General features: G+C 24.8%; 17 protein-coding genes. 13 read left to right on the top strand and 4 right to left on the bottom strand.

From position 1 onward, the window contains the following. Positions 1–4: 4 nt before the first annotated feature. A protein-coding gene (gene prfB, locus D9V67_RS02250) for a peptide chain release factor 2 (protein WP_187308333.1) occupies positions 5–1,103 on the bottom strand; the annotation gives its coding sequence in 2 pieces (ribosomal slippage) (positions 5–1,027 and positions 1,029–1,103; 1,098 coding nt in all). Positions 1,104–1,253: 150 nt separating this feature from the next. Here prfB and ygfZ point away from each other — a divergent pair. Beyond that, the gene (gene ygfZ, locus D9V67_RS02245; protein ID WP_158359711.1) at positions 1,254–2,213 is read left to right on the top strand and encodes a tRNA-modifying protein YgfZ; all 960 of its coding nucleotides are present in this window, start codon (positions 1,254–1,256) and stop codon (positions 2,211–2,213) included. 151 nt (positions 2,214–2,364) lie between these two features. Continuing rightward, complete coding sequence (gmk, locus tag D9V67_RS02240) at positions 2,365–2,988, top strand: guanylate kinase (RefSeq protein ID WP_158359709.1); 624 nt, start codon at positions 2,365–2,367, stop codon at positions 2,986–2,988. Between the two features lie 94 nt (positions 2,989–3,082). Here the strand turns inward: gmk and typA are convergent, their stop codons facing one another. Then, positions 3,083–4,903, bottom strand: coding sequence for a translational GTPase TypA (gene typA, locus D9V67_RS02235; protein ID WP_158359706.1), 1,821 nt, complete (start codon positions 4,901–4,903; stop codon positions 3,083–3,085). 162 nt (positions 4,904–5,065) lie between these two features. Between typA and yihA the strand changes: the two genes are divergently transcribed. Continuing rightward, on the top strand, positions 5,066–5,677 hold the full coding sequence (yihA, locus tag D9V67_RS02230) for a ribosome biogenesis GTP-binding protein YihA/YsxC (protein WP_158359704.1): 612 nt from the start codon (positions 5,066–5,068) through the stop codon (positions 5,675–5,677). Between the two features lie 32 nt (positions 5,678–5,709). On the opposite strand, the gene D9V67_RS02225 is transcribed toward yihA, so the two are convergent. Further along, positions 5,710–6,570: a 5'-3' exonuclease gene (locus D9V67_RS02225; RefSeq protein ID WP_158359702.1), complete on the bottom strand. Its 861-nt coding sequence runs from the start codon at positions 6,568–6,570 to the stop codon at positions 5,710–5,712. Positions 6,571–6,721: 151 nt separating this feature from the next. Beyond that, entirely contained in the window at positions 6,722–7,369 is a 648-nt protein-coding gene (locus tag D9V67_RS02220; protein WP_158359700.1) for a DsbA family protein, read from the bottom strand. A 177-nt stretch (positions 7,370–7,546) separates the two neighbouring features. Here D9V67_RS02220 and mutS point away from each other — a divergent pair, with 177 nt between their 5' ends. The 10 genes from mutS (at position 7,547) to ispD (ending at position 20,106) form a co-directional block, all read left to right on the top strand. Continuing rightward, complete coding sequence (gene mutS / locus D9V67_RS02215) at positions 7,547–9,961, top strand: DNA mismatch repair protein MutS (RefSeq protein ID WP_158359698.1); 2,415 nt, start codon at positions 7,547–7,549, stop codon at positions 9,959–9,961. A 120-nt stretch (positions 9,962–10,081) separates the two neighbouring features. Further along, positions 10,082–11,884 carry an assimilatory sulfite reductase (NADPH) flavoprotein subunit gene (locus tag D9V67_RS02210; protein ID WP_158359696.1) on the top strand — a complete coding sequence of 601 codons (1,803 nt, stop codon included), beginning with the start codon at positions 10,082–10,084 and terminating at the stop codon, positions 11,882–11,884. After that, positions 11,884–13,593 carry an assimilatory sulfite reductase (NADPH) hemoprotein subunit gene (cysI, locus tag D9V67_RS02205; RefSeq protein WP_158359694.1) on the top strand — a complete coding sequence of 570 codons (1,710 nt, stop codon included), beginning with the start codon at positions 11,884–11,886 and terminating at the stop codon, positions 13,591–13,593. The genes D9V67_RS02210 and cysI overlap by 1 nt, the downstream gene beginning before the upstream one ends. A 15-nt stretch (positions 13,594–13,608) precedes the next feature. Then, positions 13,609–14,349, top strand: a complete 741-nt coding sequence (locus D9V67_RS02200) for a phosphoadenylyl-sulfate reductase (protein ID WP_158359692.1) — start codon at positions 13,609–13,611, stop codon at positions 14,347–14,349. Positions 14,350–14,655: 306 nt separating this feature from the next. After that, positions 14,656–16,032 carry a siroheme synthase CysG gene (gene cysG, locus D9V67_RS02195; protein ID WP_158359689.1) on the top strand — a complete coding sequence of 459 codons (1,377 nt, stop codon included), beginning with the start codon at positions 14,656–14,658 and terminating at the stop codon, positions 16,030–16,032. A 61-nt stretch (positions 16,033–16,093) separates the two neighbouring features. After that, a complete protein-coding gene (gene cysD / locus D9V67_RS02190; RefSeq protein WP_158359687.1) occupies positions 16,094–17,002 on the top strand; it encodes a sulfate adenylyltransferase subunit CysD in 909 nt (302 codons plus the stop codon). A gap of 25 nt (positions 17,003–17,027) precedes the next feature. Beyond that, positions 17,028–18,452, top strand: a complete 1,425-nt coding sequence (cysN, locus tag D9V67_RS02185) for a sulfate adenylyltransferase subunit CysN (protein WP_158359684.1) — start codon at positions 17,028–17,030, stop codon at positions 18,450–18,452. Between the two features lies 1 nt (position 18,453). Then, positions 18,454–19,074, top strand: a complete 621-nt coding sequence (cysC, locus tag D9V67_RS02180) for an adenylyl-sulfate kinase (protein ID WP_158359682.1) — start codon at positions 18,454–18,456, stop codon at positions 19,072–19,074. Between the two features lie 39 nt (positions 19,075–19,113). Beyond that, the gene (locus tag D9V67_RS02175) at positions 19,114–19,329 is read left to right on the top strand and encodes a septum formation initiator family protein (protein WP_158359679.1); all 216 of its coding nucleotides are present in this window, start codon (positions 19,114–19,116) and stop codon (positions 19,327–19,329) included. A 63-nt stretch (positions 19,330–19,392) separates the two neighbouring features. Continuing rightward, on the top strand, positions 19,393–20,106 hold the full coding sequence (gene ispD, locus D9V67_RS02170) for a 2-C-methyl-D-erythritol 4-phosphate cytidylyltransferase (protein WP_158359677.1): 714 nt from the start codon (positions 19,393–19,395) through the stop codon (positions 20,104–20,106). Positions 20,107–20,109 lie beyond the last annotated feature (3 nt).

Raw genomic sequence — 20,109 nt, 5'->3', positions numbered from 1 at the left:
TTCCTTATAATCCCATTATTAAACTTTGTTCAATAAAATCATCTAAATCACCGTCTAAAACAGATTGGACATGATTTTTTTCAATTCCAGTACGTAAATCTTTGACTTTTGAATTGTCTAATATATATGAACGTATTTGATTCCCCCAAGTAATATTAGATTTATTTTTTTCTAGTTTGTCTTTTTCTTTATTTTTTGTTCTTATTTGCATTTCGTATAATTTTGATTTCATTTGCTGCATTGCTTGTTCTTTATTTTTATGCTGAGAACGATTGTTTTGGCATTGAGTTGCAATTTTAGTAGGTAAATGAGTGATACGAACAGCTGATTCAGTTCGATTTACATGTTGTCCTCCAGCACCTGAAGCTCTATAGACATCTATTCTTAAATCAGAGGGATTGATATTTACATAAATTTTGTCATCTATATCTGGATATATAAAAATAGAACTAAAAGAAGTATGACGTCTTTTCCCTGAATCAAAAGGACTTTTTCTAATTAAACGATGTATGCCTGTTTCCGTTCTGAACCATCCAAAAGCATATTCGCCATATACCTTAATAGTAGAAGATTTAATGCCTACTATTTCTCCTACTGATTCGTGAATAATTTCTGTTTGAAAACCTTTTTTATCTGCCCATTTTAAATACATTCTAAGGAGTATTTGAGACCAATCTTGAGCTTCTGTTCCTCCTGATCCAGATTGTATATCAATGTAGCAATTACAATTATCATTTTTTTTTGAAAACATGCGATAAAATTCAAGTTTTTTAACTTCTTCTTCTATTGTTTTGATATCTGTAATAGTGTCTTGTAATACAAGATCATCTGATGTTTCTATTGCTAATTTAAAAAAAATAATCACTTCTTTTATATTTTTTTCTATGTTATTAATATTTGTAATGATTGAGTTTAAAAAATATTTTTCTTTATTTAATTTTTTTAAACATGTTTTTTTATTCCATATTTTTGGTGATGATAATTCTAAATCAATTTCTAAAAGACGTGTTTTTTTTTGAGTATAGTCAAAGATACCTCTTAAGATGTTTGATTCGTTGTTTTAAATTATTAATTTGATTCATAATCATATTTTTTTCTATCATAAGTTTTTCTATTGATTTAATGTAAAATTGAAATCATTGTTATATCTAATACATAAAATATATTTTTTATTATATATACATTTATATTTCATAGATGCATTTATTTTAATTTTATCAAAAACTATTTTTTAAAAATTCGGAAAGAAAATAATGTCATCATTTATAGAACTACAAAATATTATTTATCCTTCAAGTGAACTATCATTAACAATGATATTACTTGAAGAGTGGTCTTTTATTTACATAGAAGGTATGAGTAGTAAAGAATATCTTCAAAATCAATTAACAATTGATATGAATTTATTGTCTAAAAAACATCACGTACTTTGTGCTCACTGCAACTTTAATGGAAAGGTATGGAGTACTATGCGTTTATTACATTATGATAAAGGTTATGGTTATATTCAAAGAAAAAGTATATCGAAAATTCAAGTAAATGAATTAAAAAAATATTCTATTTTTTCTAAAATAATAATACAAGAATTAATTGATATTCATTTAGTAGGAATTGTAGGAATAAATTCTAGATCATTTTTATTAAAATTTTTTATTAAAATACCAGATAAAAATTGTCCAGTGGTTTATGAAAACAAAAAAGTTATATTATGGTTAGCAGAACCATCGGAAAGATTTTTATTAATTTTAAATAGATCAGATTTTTTATTTTTTAAAAAAAAAATAAATGAAAAAATTTTTCTTAATTATAGTAAACAGTGGTTATCATTAGATATTGAATCTGGTTTTCCTATTATTGATAAAAATGCTTCTCAAAAATTTACGCCGCAGGCAATTAATTTAGATAAGCTTAAAGCTATAAGTTTTAAAAAAGGATGTTATTATGGACAAGAAACTATAGCACGAATATTTTTTAAAAATTTAAATCAACGTTTTTTATGTTGTTTAATTAGTATAGGAGATATTTCTCCTAAAATAGGTTCTATTATTGAAACTAAGATACAGAATATATGGTATAAAATTGGGTTTTTATTATCTATAGTGCAAATCAAATCTAAAGAACTTTTGATACAAGCAGTGCTATATAAATCTGTAGACTCAAATAATTTATTTCGAATATATGGATTTGAAAATATATTTTCAATAAAAAATTAAATTTAAGTACAAACTATATCTTTATATATGTATTTATATAAAATATAAAAATATTTTATATCTTATCATCTAAAATATTTATTTTTATATTTATAAAAGTAAATGTTTATTTTTTTATATAATTTTAGCTAATACTATTTTTGAAACAATCATGTCTCGAGGTATTCTTTTTATTATTTCAGCGCCAAGTGGCACAGGAAAATCAAGTTTAATTCAAGAAATATTAAAATTAAAGTCTTTATATAACAGTCAAGTATCGATTTCTCATACCACTCGAATTATACGTCCTGGTGAATTACATGGAAAACATTATTATTTTGTATCAAAAAAAGAATTTCAGAGAATGATTAAACAAGATTCTTTTTTAGAATATGCTACAGTTTTCAATAATTATTATGGTACGTCGCGTCAATTTATTGAAAAGATGTTATCTTCTGGAATTGATATTTTTCTTGATATTGATTGGCAAGGAGCTAAACAAATTCGCTATAAAATGCCTGAATCAAAAAGTATTTTTTTATTACCACCATCTAAAGATATATTGTATAAAAGATTAAAAAAAAGAGGTCAAGATAGCGAAACAGTTATTGCAAAAAGAATGGAAAAAGCAGTAGATGAAATGCAACATTATTCAGAATATGATTATCTGATTATTAATGATGATTTTAAAAAATCACTAGATAATTTAAAAACTATTATTTTCGCTGAACATTTATGTCTTATTCATCAAAAAAATAAATTTCATGTATTAATTTCTAATTTATTACAACGTTAATATTTTAGAAAATAGAATGTTAAAAAATATATTTTATATAATTCTATTGATTAAATAGAATTATATAATTATCAATATATTTTTTTTAATTAAATTAAATATTTTTATTACGATTAGCTTTTTTTCTTTCGTTTTCTTTTAAGTAGCGTTTACGTAAACGTATAGAATGAGGTGTTACTTCTACAAGTTCATCGTCATTAATAAATCCTAATGCTTCTTCTAGAGTTAAGTTAATAGGAGTAGTTAAAACTATTGCTTCATCAGTTCCAGAAGCTCTCATATTTGTCAGTTTTTTACCAGTTAAACAATTTACTGTTAAGTCATTAGAGCGATTATGAAGTCCTATTATTTGTCCTTCATATACTGGAGCACCATGTCCTATAAACAATTTTCCTCTTTCTTGTAAATTAAATAAAGCAAAACCAACTGCTACACCCATACTATTAGATATTAATACTCCATTTTTTCTCTGTCCAATATCGTTATTTTGAATTTCTTTATATTTATAAAAAGATGAATAACATAATCCTGTTCCAGAAGTAATACTCATAAATTCTGTGCGAAAACCAATGAGTGCTCTACTAGATAATATATATTCAAGACGAACTCTTCCTTTCGAGTCCATAATCATATTTTTTAATTCACCTTTTCTTGCTCCTATAAATTGCATAATATTTCCTTGATGTTTTTCTTCAATATCTAAAGTCACATTTTCAAAAGGTTCCTTTCTAATTCCATTAATTTCACGAAAAATAATTTTCGGACGAGATACTTCTAATTCAAATCCTTCACGACGCATATTTTCAATTAAGATAGATAAATGTAATTCACCACGTCCACATACAGAAAAAATATTAGCATCTTTTGTTTCTTTAATTTGTAGAGCAACGTTATGAATTATTTCTTTTTTTAATCGCTCTAGAATTTGACGAGATGTAATATATTTACCTTCTTTTCCTGAAAAAGGTGAAGTATTAACTGAAAAAAACATACTAACAGTGGGTTCATCAATACTTAATACTGGTAGAGGCTTTAAATTTTCTGGATGACAAATGGTATCAGAAATATTTAATTGAGTAATACCAGTAATAGCAATAATATCTCCGGCTTCTCCCTTCTTGATTTCTATTCTTTTTAATCCCAAATAACTTAAAACTTTATTCACTTTTCCATTATTTTTTTTTCCAAAATTATCAATAATTGTTATTTGATCATTTGGTTCTATACATCCTTGTTTAATTCGTCCAACTCCTATTACTCCTAAATAATTATTGTAATCTAGTTGTGAAATTTGCATCTGAAATTTTTCTTTAGGATTAACATTAGGAGATGGAACATGTTTAATTATAGCTTCATATAATGGAATCATATTACTTTTCATTTGAAGATAATCTGTTCCCGAAGTACCAAGAATTGCGGAAGTATATATAATAGGAAAATCAAGCTGTTTATCGTTAGCATCAAGATTAACAAAAAGATCAAAAACTTGGTCTATTACCCAATCAGGACGAGCATAAATTCTATCAATTTTATTTACTACAACAATAGGATTTAAACCATATTTAAATGCTTTTTTAGTTACAAATCGGGTTTGTGGCATTGGTCCGTCTAACGCATCTACTACTAGCAATACTGAATCTACCATAGACATTACACGTTCTACTTCTCCACCAAAATCAGCATGTCCAGGAGTATCAACTATATTGATTTTATAATTACCCCATTTAATAGAAGTATTTTTAGATAAAATTGTAATACCTCGTTCTTTTTCTAAAGCATTAGAATCCATAACTCTTTCAGTTTTTTCTTCATGCTCTTGAAAAGTTCCTGATTGTTGTAATAGTTTATCGAGTAATGTAGTTTTTCCATGATCTACATGTGCTATAATAGCGATATTTCTTATATTTTGATGCATTTTTTCCTCTTAAAAAATTATAAATAAAAGACATAAAATAGACTATATCTAAAATAGAATAATAAAAAAGACAGATTATTACTAAAATAGTATATATTTTAAATTTAAAAAATAATTTATTTTTTAAATATTTTTAAAGTATTTAACAAGCAGGATTAAATTTTGAAATTATTGAATTATAAACAAACAAAATTTTTTAAAAGTTACTCCAAAATACATCATATTGAAATTCAAGATGGTTTTGAAATTGCTTTTATCGGTTATTCTAATTCAGGAAAATCTAGTTCTATTAATTCATTAACTTGTCAAAAAAAATTAGCTCGTTTTAGTAAGACTCCTGGTAGAACACAGTTAATTAATTTTTTTGAGGTGGTTTCGGATTTTAGAATAGTTGATCTTCCTGGATATGGTTATGCTAAAGCACCTATATTAGTAAGAGAAAAATGGGAAAAAATAGTATATAATTATTTAGAAAAACGAGAACAACTAAAAGGTTTAGTATTGTTAATGGATATTAGATATCCTTTGAAAAAACTTGATTATAAAATAATTGACATAGCAATACGTAATAACATTTCTATTTTAGTTCTATTAACTAAATGCGATAAGATCAAAGTACATCAACAAAAAATTCAATTGCAAATAGTATATAAGAAACTATGTTCATTATTAGATAATTTTCAAATTGAATTATTTTCATCTACTAAAAAGATAGGTATTAAAAAGTTAGAGTTAAAATTAAATTATTGGTATAATCAAAATGTTATGAATTAATAGAATATACTTTATCGATACTATAAAAATATTTATTTAAAATTATTGTAATCTTTAAAAGCATTTAATAAATTTTTAAAACAGTGTTTTTTTAAAGATATTTCTTGTGAAGTTATATGAATAGGAATATCTAATTTTATTTCTGCTAATTGATATGATAAAAAAGCAATTTCTTTATGATTTTTTAATTGAATAGCAATATTTTTAGCATTTCGTAATGTTAAAAATGGTATTTTTTCAATATTATAATAAATATTTTTAATATTAGAGAATGTATGAAGTAAAGTAAGTGCAGTTTTTATTCCAATTTTAGGAACTCCTGGAATATTATCTGAAGAATCTCCCATTAAAGCTAGAAAATCAATAAATTCTTTAGGTTGAATGCCATATTTTTTTTTTATTGTTTTCGGAGTAATAATATAATTATCTTTCTTATGAAATATATTAATATTATGAGTTACAAGCTGTATCATGTCCTTATCATGACTTACGATTAATATCGTTTCTCCTTTCTGTTGGAGTTGATATGATAAACTTCCAATAATATCATCTGCCTCTATTCCTGGAATACTAATTATCTTAATACCAATATCTTGCAGTATGTCAAAAAGAGGTTGAATTTGAATATAAAGTGAATTGGGCATGGGAGATCTATTGCTTTTATAAGGTTCAAATATTTCCTTTCTAAACGTTTTTTTAAAAGAGTCAAATACAACAATAAACTTTTTTGAATTTCTATATCTTTTAAAAAGATAGCTTATCATTTTTAACATACCCCATATTGCACTAAATGGCTTTTCTGAGTTATTGTTAAGATGACGTAATCCATAATAATAATAATATAGATATAAAGTTCCATCTATTATAATAATTGGATTTTTTTTTTCAGGCATATTCTCTCTTTAAATTTATAGTAGTAGATAATTAATATTAATATTCTAAAAAAATAATTTTAATAAATATTTTATTGATTTTTTTTAAAACATATGTAATTTTATTATACATAAAATATATCAACGTAACTAACAATTATATATTAACAATTTATTTTTTATTAATTAAAAATTTAATGAGTTCAATATATTTTCGAGAAAATTTTTTTTTAAATTTATTTTCTAATGCAGAATAGTTAATGATATATTTTTTATTAATAATCATTGTTGGAACATAATTTAAATGAGATTTTTCAACATTTTGATTGTTTTTTTTAACTAATATATTTAGCGCAATACTGTTCCAAAAACTATTAAATTGATTTTCATCAATGCCAGCTTCTTTTTGAAATAATTTTTTTATGCTATCAATATCCTTAATTGTATGAGTATCTTGAATACCTTTAAAAAGAGGTAATATAATTTTTTCTTCAATTCCGATTTGTTGTGCTATTATCCAAGATTTTGTTAAAATATAACTAAATTTTCCTCCTAAAAAATTAACATGATATTTTTTTATTTTTATATTTGGATGAATATTTTTTTTTATTAATTCTCTTATATTGTGTGTTTTTTCAAAATCATAACAATATGGACAAAAAAATGAAAAAAATTCCATTATATCAGGGATATTATTGATATCTCTATTTTTGATAGTATGTTCTTTTTTAGAATGTTCTGTTTTATTATTAATAAGTTCACAAGCTATAGAATGATATGATAAAAAGACACTCCATAAAATAATGAATATTTTTTTCATTTTTTTTTACCTAATTATATTTTTATTAATTTTATACTATCAGTTTTTAAAGAACAAAAATATTTTAAAAATAAAAATAATATACTACTAATATAATTCAATATTATACGTTGAATAGAATATTGTATATTTTTAAAAAAAAGTTTTATAGATATAAAACAATATGGATTGCATATTATGAACAAAAAAATAAATATTGATATTCATTCAAATAATCACACTCCAATGATAAAACAGTATTTATCTTTAAAATCACAATATCCTAATATGCTATTATTTTATCAGATGGGTGATTTTTATGAGTTATTTTATGAAGATGCAAAATATATTTCTAATTTATTAAAAATTACTTTAACAAAAAAAGGATACTCAAATGGAAATATTATACCAATGGCCGGAGTTCCATGTCATGCATCAGAATATTATTTATCTAAACTTGTAAAACTAGGTGAATCTATTGTAGTATGCGATCAAGTAAAAGAGAATTTTTCTAATAATAAGCTAATTACACGGAAAATAGTTCGTGTGATAACTCCTGGAACTATTACAGATGAATCTTTTTTAGAAGAAAATGAGGATAATTTTATAGCTGCAATTTGGAAGGAAAAAAATCAATTTGGATATGCTATTTTAGATATTTCTTTAGGTTTTTTTGGTGTATCTCGACATCTTAATATAAGTTCTTTACTTTCAGAAATTGAACGAACTAATCCTAAGGAAATACTATATCCAGAGGATTTTTCAGATGTTTTTATAATTAAAAATAGAAAATGTATTCGTAAGCGTCCATTAGTTGAATTTGATTTAGAAACTGCATATAAATTGCTAAACTTGCAATTTAAAACTTATAGTTTAAATGGTTTTGGAATAGAAAAAAATGATTTTATAATACGTCCAGCTGGATGTTTATTACAGTACGTTAAATTAATGCATATTACTGTGCTACCTCATATTCAATATTTAAAAAATAATTATATGGAAGATAATATTTTAATGCATAGTAGTACGCGTACAAGTCTTGAAATTACTCAAAATATTTTAGGAGAGACTAAAAATACATTATCTTCCATACTGAATAAAACAGTAACATCTATGGGAAGTAGAATGTTAAATCGTTGGTTACATTCTCCATTAAAAGATTTTAAAATAGTAAGAAATCGCCATGAAAGTGTAAAAATTTTACAGTTATTTTATAAAGAATTACAGCCTATTTTACGTCAAGTTAACGATTTAGAAAGAATTTATACTCGTTTAGCTTTACGCACTGCTTTACCTCACGATTTTATACGGATGCGTGCTACATTACAGATCTTACCAAAAATTCATGTTATTTTAAAAAAAATAAAATTAAAACATATTCAAAATATAAGTTTATCTATTGGATATTTTAATGAAATTGTCATTTTTTTGAATAAAGCAATTAGTATAAATCCATCTAGATTCATTCGTGATGGGGGTGTAATATCTGATAATTATAATATTCATCTTGATGAATTAAGAAATATAAAGATAAATTCTACAAAATTTATCAAAAAATTTGAAAAAGAAGAAAAAAATAAATTAATGATCGAATCATTAAAAATAAGATTTAATAATATTATCGGTTATTACATTCAAGTTCATAAACGCCATATTCATTTGATTCCAAAGCATTATATCAGAATACAAACTTTAAAAAATACAGAACGTTATAGTATTCCATTATTAAAAGAATATGAAGAAAAAGTTTCAAATGCAGAAATACAAGCGTTATTTTTAGAAAAAAAATTATATGAAGAAATTTTTGATATTATAGTTCCTTATTTAGATAAACTAAAAGCTAGTGCTTTAGCATTATCAGAATTAGATGTATTAGTAAATCTATCAGAACGTTCTGTATCTTTAAACTATGTATGTCCTATTATGACTAAAAAATATGGTATTTCTCTATTAGATAGTCGTCACCCTGTTATAGAATGCTTTTTAAAAACACCTTTTATAAGTAATTCCGTTGTATTATCAAAAAAACAAAGAATGATTGTCATTACAGGTCCAAATATGGGCGGAAAAAGCACTTATATGCGTCAAATTGCACTAATTGTAATAATGGCATGGATAGGTAGTTTTGTTCCAGCTAAATTTGCTTCAATTGGTATTATAGATAAGATTTTTACACGAATTGGTTCTGGAGATGACTTGAGTAATGGCTATTCTACATTTATGATGGAAATGACAGATATGTCTAATATTCTACATAATGCAACATGCAATAGTTTAGTGTTAATAGATGAACTTGGTAGAGGAACCTCAACAAATGAAGGATTAGCATTAGCTTGGTCATGTTCACAATATTTAATTAATAAAATCAAATCCATGACATTATTATCTACTCATTTTGTTGAACTGACAAAAATATCATTGATTAATAAATTTGTAAAAAATTTTCATTTTACTGCTGTTGAAAGTCATTCACATATAGCTTTTTTATATAAAATTAAAAATGGAATATCAAAAAAAAGTTATGGTATATCGGTAGCTTCATTATCTGGTTTACCTAATATTGTCATACAACATGCAAAAGAAAAATTAATAGATTTAGAAGAAAATATGTAATTCTTATTAAGAATTTTATTGCTATTCAAAAAATATATAAATAATTTAATATTTTCTATAAATTGTATTTTATTGATAACATTAGGTGTTTAATGAAATGAAATTTGGATATTTAGATCAATGAAAAAACAAAATATGTTTGATATTTTACTTCCCTTAGATTCAGAACAATTAAATTATTTAAAAAAACTTGAAAGTACATGTTCAAATATTCAATGTGCTTGGTTATCAGGTTATTTTTGGAAAGTTGCAAATCAATTATCTAATTCACCTGATCTTCAAATAAAACAAGATAATCTAGAGCAAACTATTACTATTATTTCAGCTTCTCAAACTGGTAATGCAAAGTTATTATCTGAACGTCTTTATAAATATTTTAAAAAACATAACAAACATGTTAGTTTGATAAATGCTCTTGATTATAAATTTAAAAAAATACGAAATGAAAAAATATTGATTTTAATTATTTCAACGCAAGGAGAAGGTGAGCCTCCAGAAGAAGCATTTTCTTTGTACAAGTTTATAATGTCAAAAAAAGCTCCAAAATTAAGTGATTTACATTATAGTATTTTTGGTCTTGGAGATACATCTTATAATTTTTTTTGTCAAGCAGGAAAAGATTTTGATAAAAGATTACAAGAATTAGGAGCAAAATCTTTACTTGATCGTTATGATGCTGATATTGAATACGAAAATGATTATATTAAATGGTCTAAAGAATTATTAGTATCAATTAATAATTATACTACGGAAAAAAATATTACTGTACCATCTTTTAAAAAAGAAGATTATTCTGTAATTCCACAGTCTCATTATAATAAAGCGAACCCGGCAACAGCTATTATATTAATGAATCAAAAAATTACCGGTCGCAATTCTAATAAAGATGTACATCATATTGAAATTGATATTAGTAACTTAAATATTAATTATAAACCAGGTGATGCTCTTGGTGTTTGGTATAAAAATGATACTAATTTAATTAATAAAATACTAGAATTACTTTCTATTCCAATATCTGATAAAATTACAATTAACAATAATATTGTTACAATTTTTGATGCTTTAAAAAATCATTTTGAATTAACTAATAATACTAAGAATCTTGTAAAAAAATATGCTAATTTTACAAAAAATACATTCTTAAACAATATTATTTCCAATGACATTTATTTTCACAATTATATTATCGAAACTCCTTTAGTTAAAATGTTATATGACTATCCATGTAAAATGTCTGCAGAACAGCTTATTAATTTATTGCGTCCATTAACGCCTAGATTATATTCTATTTCTTCATCTCAAGATGAAACTAATGAAGAAATTCATATTACAGTTGGTGTAGTAAAAAAAATAATTTCTGGATATTTACATTTAGGAGGAGCTTCTGGTTATCTTTCACAATCTTTAAAAGTTGATGATAAAATAAAAATTTTTATTGAAAGTAATAATCATTTTCGCTTACCTATAGAAAAAGATATACCAATTATAATGATTGGTTCTGGGACTGGAATTGCTCCATTTCGTGCTTTTATGCAGCAAAGAGACAATGATGGATCTAAAGGTAAAAATTGGATTTTTTTTGGTAATCCTCATTTTACTGAAGATTTTTTATATCAAATAGAATGGCAACAATATATCAAAAAAGGTCTTCTTAATAAGATGAGTTTAGCTTGGTCACAAGATCAAAAACATAAAGTATATATACAGGATAAAATTAGAGAAAATGGAAAAGAAGTTTGGTCTTGGATACAAGATGGAGCTCAAATATATGTTTGTGGTAATGCTTCTAAAATGGCAAAAGATGTAGAAAAAGCATTATTAGATGTGATTAGTAAAAATGCAGGAATGAATCTTGAAGATGCTGATGAATTTTTAAATAATTTACGTTTGAATCAACGTTATAAAAGAGATGTATATTAATGAATAAAAATAATAAAAAGATAGATTCAATAAAAAAAGTTACTGATGCAGAGCGTATCAAAAAAAACAGCAATTATCTTAGAGGAACAATTGTTGAAGATTTAAAAAATGATATTACTAATAGTTTTAGTGGAGATAATTTTTCTCTTATTCGATTTCATGGTATGTATCAACAAGATGATCGTGATTTACGTTTGGAACGTCATGAACAAAAATTAGAACCACGTTATGCCATGATGCTTCGTTGTCGATTACCAGGAGGTGTTATTAAAGCAAAAAAATGGTTAGAAATTGATTCTTGTGCAAGTGAGAATACATTATATGGTACAATACGACTTACAAATCGTCAAACTTTTCAATTTCATGGTATTTTAAAAAATAAATTGAAAGATGTACATAAAATACTACATCAAATAGAATTAGATTCTTTAGCAACAGCTAACGATGTCAATAGAAATGTACTTTGTACTTCTAATCCAATGCAATCTTTAATTCATCAAGAAGCTTATGAGTGGGCTCGAAAAATTTCAGAATTTTTATTGCCACATACTAAAGCTTATGCAGAAATTTGGCTAGATCAAAAAAAAATTTCTACAACAGATAAAGAGCCTATTTTAGGTGAAACTTATTTACCAAGAAAATTTAAGACAACTGTTGTAGTTCCTCCATATAATGATGTAGATTTATATGCAAATGATATGAATTTCATTGCTATTATAGAAAATAATGCAATAATTGGATTCAATGTTTTAATAGGTGGAGGTTTATCCTTTACTCATGGAAATAAGCATACTTGGCCATTTCTTGCAACAGAAATTGGTTATATATCTGTAAAAAATACTTTGTTATTTGCTGAATCTATAGTTACAACACAGCGAGATTGGGGTGATCGTACTGATCGATCGAATGCAAAAACTAGGTATACTATAAATAAATTTGGTTTAGAACGTTTTAAAAAAGAAATAGAAGCACGTTCTGGTATAAATTTTGAACCTATTCGTCCTTATCAATTTATAGATAGGGGAGATAGATTTGGATGGATGAAAGATATTCATAATAATTGGAATTTAACATTATTTATTCAAAATGGACGTATATATGATAATAATGATCAATTATTAAAATCTGGATTATGCAAAATAGCCAGTATTCATAATGGTAATTTTAGAATAACATCTAATCAAAATATTATTATTTCTGAAATACCTCACAATAATAAAGATGAAATAGAAAAAATAGCTGTGTCATACGGATTAATGAATAAAATTAGTAATTTACGTCAAAATTCTATGTCATGTGTTTCATTTCCTACTTGTCCTTTAGCTATGGCTGAAGCCGAACGTATGTTATCTCATTTTGTCACTCAATTAGAATCTATTATGTTAGAGTGTGGTGTAGAAGAGGAAACTATTATTTTACGTATTTCTGGTTGTCCAAATGGTTGTGGACGATCCTTATTAGCTGAAGTTGGTTTAATTGGAAAATCTATAGGTCGATATAATTTATATATAGGAGGAAATCGCATTGGCAGTCGGATTCCGAAAATTTATAAGGAAAACATTACTGAAAAAGAAATATTAGTTCATTTAAAATTTTTAATTACACTTTGGTCTAATGAAAGAATAAACAAAGAAGATTTTGGAGATTTTGTTATTAGAAAAGAAATTGTTAAAGAAATTATTAACCCTATTTATGATTTTTGGAGTTAGTTTGGAGAATCAGTGATGTCCAAATTTAATATTAAGAATATTGAATTATTAAATTCTCAAGAAAAAAATGATATTTTGTCTGAATTAAATCTTCTAATATCAAATTATTCTACCGAAGAGCGTATTTCTTGGGCTTTAAGAAATTTACCATGTACACATGTCATGTCATCTAGTTTCGGTATTCAATCAGTAGTTTTATTGCATCTTATTATTACACAAAAACCTGATATTCCTGTTATTTTGATTGATACAGGTTATTTATTTCCTCAAACATATAATTTTATTGATTTTTTAATGAAAAAATTTAATTTAAATTTACAAATTTTTAGATCAAAAATATCTCCAGCATGGCAAGAAGCACGATATGGACAATTATGGACAAAAGGAATAAAAGGAATTAATTTTTATAATAGTATTAATAAAGTACAACCGATGAATTTTGCTTTAAAAAATTTATCAGTGCAAACATGGTTTGCTGGATTACGTCGTGATCAATCAAAAAGTCGAAAATTATTATCTTTTCTTTCTATTCAAAAAAGAGTTTTTAAAGTACTTCCTATATTAGATTGGTCTAATGATAAAATAGCCGAATATTTAAAAATAAATAATTTAGATATTCATCCATTATCAAAAGAGGGATATTCTTCTATTGGAGATATACATACTACTTCAAAACATATATCTGGTATGTTAGAAGAAGAAACTCGTTTTTTTGGACTAAAACGTGAATGTGGTTTACATGAAAATGAAATTTAATATTTTAAAAAAATTATTAATATAAAATTTATTTATCTTTTTTAAATATATATAAAATATTTTTTTATATATTTTACTTGTATATTAAATATTTATTTTGTTAAGTTATATTTTACTGTATTGTGTATTATATTTTTATTTTAAATGCATTTAACATATGTGAATTTTTTTATTTTTTGAAATATTTATTTTGTTAGGTATAAAAGTTTTTAATATTAAAAATAATTTATGATTATATCATATTTTTACTAAATTTCAAAACTGTTCTATTTATAATTGTTTGTATTTTTTTAAAATAAGGTAAATGTGAATTATCTTCCTATTTTTGTAGATTTAAAAAATAAAAATGTCTTAGTAATTGGTGCTGGAGAAGTAGCATTTAATAAGATTACACTACTGCTTCGAGCACAAGCTAAAGTTAATGTTATTGCAAGAGAATTATCTTCTGAAGTAAATTTTCTTTTGTATCAAAAGAAAATTGTTTGGTTATCTAAAGAATTTAGTACGTTTTTTTTAAATAAAGTATTTTTAGTAATTTCGGCTACAAATGACATTCAATTAAATGAATATATATTTAATGTGTGTAATGATTATTCTATATTAGTGAATATAGTTGATCAAAAAGCAAAATGTTCTTTTATTTTTCCTTCTATTATTGATCGTTCTCCGATAATTATAGCTATTTCTTCTGGAGGTACAGCTCCTGTTTTATTACGTGTTTTACGTGAAAAAATTGAAGCAATATTACCTATGAGAATAGGTGAAGTAGCTAAAATTGCAGGTAAATGGAGAGAGAAAATTAAACAACATTTTTCTAATTTTTTAGATAGACGTCGTTTTTGGGAAAAATTATTTAAAAGTATTTTTATTGAATATGTACTCAATGGAAAACAAAACAAAGCAATTAGTTTTTTAAAAGACAGTATTAATAATATTAATAATACTTCTCTGAAGGGTGAAGTTATATTAGTAGGTGCGGGTCCAGGAGATAGTGGTTTATTAACGCTTAGAGGATTGCAAGTACTACAGCAAGCAGACGTAGTCTTATATGATTATTTAATTTCAGGAGAAGTTTTAGATTTAATTCGTCGTGATGCAAAACGTATTTGTGTTGGAAAACGAGCTGGTTTAAAAAATATTTCACAAGATGAAATTAATAAACTATTAATATGTTTAGCACAAGAAGGGAAAAAAGTAGTACGTTTAAAAGGTGGAGATCCTTTTGTTTTTGGGCGTGGCGGTGAAGAAATAGAAGCAGTAAAAAATGCGGGTCTTGATTTTCAGGTAGTTCCAGGTATTACTGCTTCTATTGGTATAGCAGCATATACTGGAATACCACTGACTCATCGTAAATACGCACAAGGTGTAATATTTATTACAGGTCATAAATCTAATAATGGTTTTTTAAATAATTGGAAAGTACTCAGTGATGCTTCTTATACCTTAGTAGTATATATGGGCACTGTTCAAGCGACTGATATTTCTAAAAAACTTATTAAATTTGGTAGATTAAAATCAACACCAATAGCCATTGTTTCAAAAGGCACAACAATTAATCAAAAAATTATTATAGGACGTTTAGATGAAGTGGAAAAAATGATTACATTTACTACTACTCCATCTCTTTTAATTATTGGAGAAGTTGTACTTCTGCATAAAAAATTTTCATGGTTTAAGAATTAAAATTTATTTAATTATATCTGAAATAATATTTTAAATAGTAAAATTTATTTAAGGAAAATAAATGTTTACAAAAAATACGACTCATTTGCATCAATTAGAATCAGAAAGTATTTATATTATGCGAGAAGTAATGGCAGAATTTCAAAATCCTGTTATGTTGTATTCTATTGGTAAAGATTCTTCAGTAATGTTACATCTTGCAAAAAAAGCTTTTTACCCTGGCAATTTACCTTTTCCTTTATTACATATAGATACTGGATGGAAGTTTAAAGAGATGTATCAATTTAGAGATCATATTGCTAATACTTCTAATATAGAATTAATAGTACATTGTAATTCAAAAGGAAAATTATTGGGTTTAAATCCTTTTGAACACGGAGGAAGCAAATATACTGATATCATGAAGACAGAAGGTTTAAAAGAAGCTATAAATAAATATAATTTTGATGCTGCTTTTGGTGGAGCAAGACGAGATGAAGAAAAATCGAGATCTAAAGAACGTATTTATTCTTTTCGTGATTCTTTTCATCAATGGGATCCAAAAAAACAACGTCCTGAATTATGGTGGAATTATAATGGACAGATAAACAAAGGAGAAAACATTCGTATATTTCCACTATCTAATTGGACTGAACTGGATATTTGGCAGTATATTTTTTTAGAAAAAATTGAAATTGTTCCTCTTTATTTTGCTTCTATACGTTCAGTTTTAGAAAGAGATGGTGCATTAATAATGATTGATGACACACGTATTAATCTTCATCCTAATGAAGTAATAAAAGAAAAATTAGTGAGATTTCGTACTTTAGGATGCTGGCCTTTAACTAGCGCTATTGAATCAGAAGCTAAAACTCTTGAAGAAGTTATTGAAGAAACTTTAATAGTAAAAACTAGCGAAAGGACAGGTCGAACTATTGATTATGATCAAAAAAGCTCAATGGAATTGAAAAAAAGACAAGGTTATTTTTAAAATTAAAGAGGATAAAGTTTAAATAATGAATATTAAAAAAAGAGACAACTTTAAAGAATGGTTAGATTTACATCAAAAGAAAACTTTATTAAAATTTTTAACATGTGGTAGTGTAGATGATGGTAAAAGTACATTAATTGGTCGCTTGTTGAATGATACTCAACAAATTTATGATGATCAATTATCTACTTTAAAGCATGATAGCAAGCGTCATGGTACACAAGGAGATAATGTTGATTTAGCACTCATAGTTGACGGATTACAATCTGAACGAGAACAAGGAATAACAATTGATGTAGCTTATCGTTACTTTTCTACTGATAAACGAAAATTTATTATCGCAGATACTCCTGGTCATGAACAATACACTCGTAATATGGTAACTGGTGCTTCTACTTGTGATTTATCTATTTTATTAGTTGATGTTCGAAAAGGTTTATCAGAACAAACTTGTCGACATAGTTTTATTTCTACTTTACTTGGAATTAAATATTTAATTGTTGCTATTAATAAAATGGATTTAGTAGATTACAAGGAAGAATTATTTATTAATATCAAAAAAAAATTTCTTCATTTCTCTAAAAAACTTCCAAATGATTTAAATATTTTTTTTATTCCTATATCAGCATTGATAGGTGAAAATATTGTTTTTAAAAATAGTTTAATGACTTGGTACAATGGTCCAACACTATTAAATATTTTAGAAACGATAACTATTAAAGATATTAAAAATAATTCAGAAGAAATAAGATTTCCAGTACAATATATTAATCGTCCTAATTCAGAATTTCGTGGATATTCTGGAACTCTAATGTCTGGTAGTATTCATGTAGGACAATTAATTAAAGTATTGCCAATTAATATAAATTCACGTATTTCTAAAATTGTGACTTTTGATAAGAATTTAAAAAAAGCTGAAATAGGTGAAGCAATTACAATAGTTTTAGACAATGAAATAGATATTAATCGAGGAGATTTTTTTGTAAATATTGACTCTTCTTTAAAGCCATCTCAAGAAGCTATCATTGATATAGTTTGGATGACAGATAATGTATTATCAATAGGAGAATCATATCATGTTAAATTATCTGGAAAAAAAACACGTGTTTATATAAAAGAAATATTATTTCAAATAGATGTTAATACTTTGATAAAAAGAAAAAGTAATTCTCTTTCTCTAAATAGTATTGGACAGGTTAAAGTGGTTTTTAGTGAGCCTATGATTTTTGATAATTACGATGATAATCGGATGACAGGTAATATAATCTTTATTGATTTTTTAACAAATATTACAGTAGGTGCAGGAATGATAAAAAATCATTTAGAAATAGAAAAAAGTGTATTAGATAATAAGGCAAAAGACTTTGAATCAGACTTTCATGCTTTTATTTCTAAACATTTTCCGCATTGGAATATTCCAAAATTAGAAGTAAAAAAGGTTTTTAATTAAAATGACTAATTACTTTAAAAATAATATTTTTTGGCAAAAATATTTAGTTACACGTATCAAGCGTGAAAAAAAATATGGTCATAAATCAATTGTAATATGGTTTACTGGTTTATCAGGTTCAGGAAAATCAAGTATTGCTAATTATCTAGAAAAAATATTATTTGAAAATGATATTCACACTTGTTTACTAGATGGTGATAATATAAGATCTGGATTATGTTCAGATTTAAGTTTTCAAAAACTTGATCGAGAAGAAAATATCAGACGTATTGGAGAAGTATCAAAAATAATGTTAGAGGCTGGAATGATAATATTAGTATCAGTTATTTCTCCATATAGATATCAAAGAAATATGATTAGCAATATATTAGGAAAAAAAAATTTTTTAGAAATATTTGTTAATACTCCAATTGATATATGCAAAGATCGCGATCCTAAAAAATTATATGCAAAAGCTCATGCTGGAGTGATATCTGATTTTACCGGTATTAATGATGTGTATGAAATTCCAGAAAGACCGAATCTACTTTTAGATGGTACAGATTCTCTAAAAAAAAACTCTAAAAAATTAATTAAAATATTATATGATAATAATATTATATCTTTTAATAAAATAGATTAAACATTTTTTTTTATAAAATATGGTTTTGTAAAATAAAATATGAAGATATTAAAAATATTTTTATTGTTTATATTTCTTTGGTTACAATATTCTCTTTGGTTAGGAAAAAATGGTGTTATAGATTATATAAAAATCTATAATAAAGTTATAAAAGAAAAAAAAACTAACGCGGATCTTGATATTCGTAATAATCAAATAATGTCAGAAATTGAAAATTTAAATCATATTAATGATATTAAACATAATGATATTTAAATAAAAAATTATTAAATTAATTACAAAAAATAATTTTTTTAGTAATATTATTTTGGATGTAAAATGATCTTATTTAGTTTATTTAGACCGAAAATTGTAGCTATAGTACCTGCTGCAGGAATTGGCAGTAGAATGCAATTAGATTTTCCAAAACAATATATAAAAATTCAAAATCGTACTATACTTGAACATACTTTAGCAACATTATTATTACATCCTAATATAGTTCGTATTATTGTAAGTTTAAATCATCAAGATAATTACTTTCATAAATTATCTATATCATCTCATCCTCGTATTATTTCTGTTATAGGTGGGCAAAAAAGAATAAATTCAGTTTTAGCAGGATTAAAAATAATAAAAGATATTGATTGGGTTATAGTACATGATGCTGTTCGTCCTTGTTTAAGTTATCAAGATTTAGAGAAATTAATATCTATTATTAAGCAAAATCCAGTAGGTGGTCTTTTAGCAAGACCGGTATCTGATACTATTAAATATAGTGATACCAAAAGAAAAAAATCACTTTCTACTATATATAGAAAAAATTTATGGCATGCATTAACTCCTCAGTTATTTCAAATTAATATTTTAAAATATTGTTTAAAAAAAATTATTAAAGACAATATTTCTATTACAGATGAAGCGTCAGCATTAGAATATTATGGATATTATCCATTATTAGTTTTAGGAGGTGGCAATAATATTAAAATTACTTCTCCAGAAGACCTTAGTTTTGCAAATTTTTATTTAAAAAAATGTAATCACGGTGAATAAACA

It is taken from the genome of Buchnera aphidicola (Brachycaudus cardui), assembly GCF_005081945.1.
Taxonomy (GTDB): Bacteria; Pseudomonadota; Gammaproteobacteria; order Enterobacterales; family Enterobacteriaceae; genus Buchnera; species Buchnera aphidicola_AN.
Note: the sequence above shows the minus strand (reverse complement) of the source record. Positions and strands in the feature narration are given on the sequence as shown.

Coding starts and splice junctions, on each gene's coding strand:
- D9V67_RS02200 (WP_158359692.1), top strand. CDS start 13,609: ATGTCCAAATTTAATATTAAGAATATTGAATTATTAAATTCTCAAGAA.
- ispD (WP_158359677.1), top strand. CDS start 19,393: ATGATCTTATTTAGTTTATTTAGACCGAAAATTGTAGCTATAGTACCT.
- cysD (WP_158359687.1), top strand. CDS start 16,094: ATGTTTACAAAAAATACGACTCATTTGCATCAATTAGAATCAGAAAGT.
- gmk (WP_158359709.1), top strand. CDS start 2,365: ATGTCTCGAGGTATTCTTTTTATTATTTCAGCGCCAAGTGGCACAGGA.
- cysI (WP_158359694.1), top strand. CDS start 11,884: ATGAATAAAAATAATAAAAAGATAGATTCAATAAAAAAAGTTACTGAT.
- ygfZ (WP_158359711.1), top strand. CDS start 1,254: ATGTCATCATTTATAGAACTACAAAATATTATTTATCCTTCAAGTGAA.
- D9V67_RS02175 (WP_158359679.1), top strand. CDS start 19,114: ATGAAGATATTAAAAATATTTTTATTGTTTATATTTCTTTGGTTACAA.
- cysN (WP_158359684.1), top strand. CDS start 17,028: ATGAATATTAAAAAAAGAGACAACTTTAAAGAATGGTTAGATTTACAT.
- cysC (WP_158359682.1), top strand. CDS start 18,454: ATGACTAATTACTTTAAAAATAATATTTTTTGGCAAAAATATTTAGTT.
- D9V67_RS02220 (WP_158359700.1), bottom strand. CDS start 7,369: ATGAAAAAAATATTCATTATTTTATGGAGTGTCTTTTTATCATATCAT.
- typA (WP_158359706.1), bottom strand. CDS start 4,903: ATGCATCAAAATATAAGAAATATCGCTATTATAGCACATGTAGATCAT.
- D9V67_RS02225 (WP_158359702.1), bottom strand. CDS start 6,570: ATGCCTGAAAAAAAAAATCCAATTATTATAATAGATGGAACTTTATAT.
- mutS (WP_158359698.1), top strand. CDS start 7,547: ATGAACAAAAAAATAAATATTGATATTCATTCAAATAATCACACTCCA.
- D9V67_RS02210 (WP_158359696.1), top strand. CDS start 10,082: ATGAAAAAACAAAATATGTTTGATATTTTACTTCCCTTAGATTCAGAA.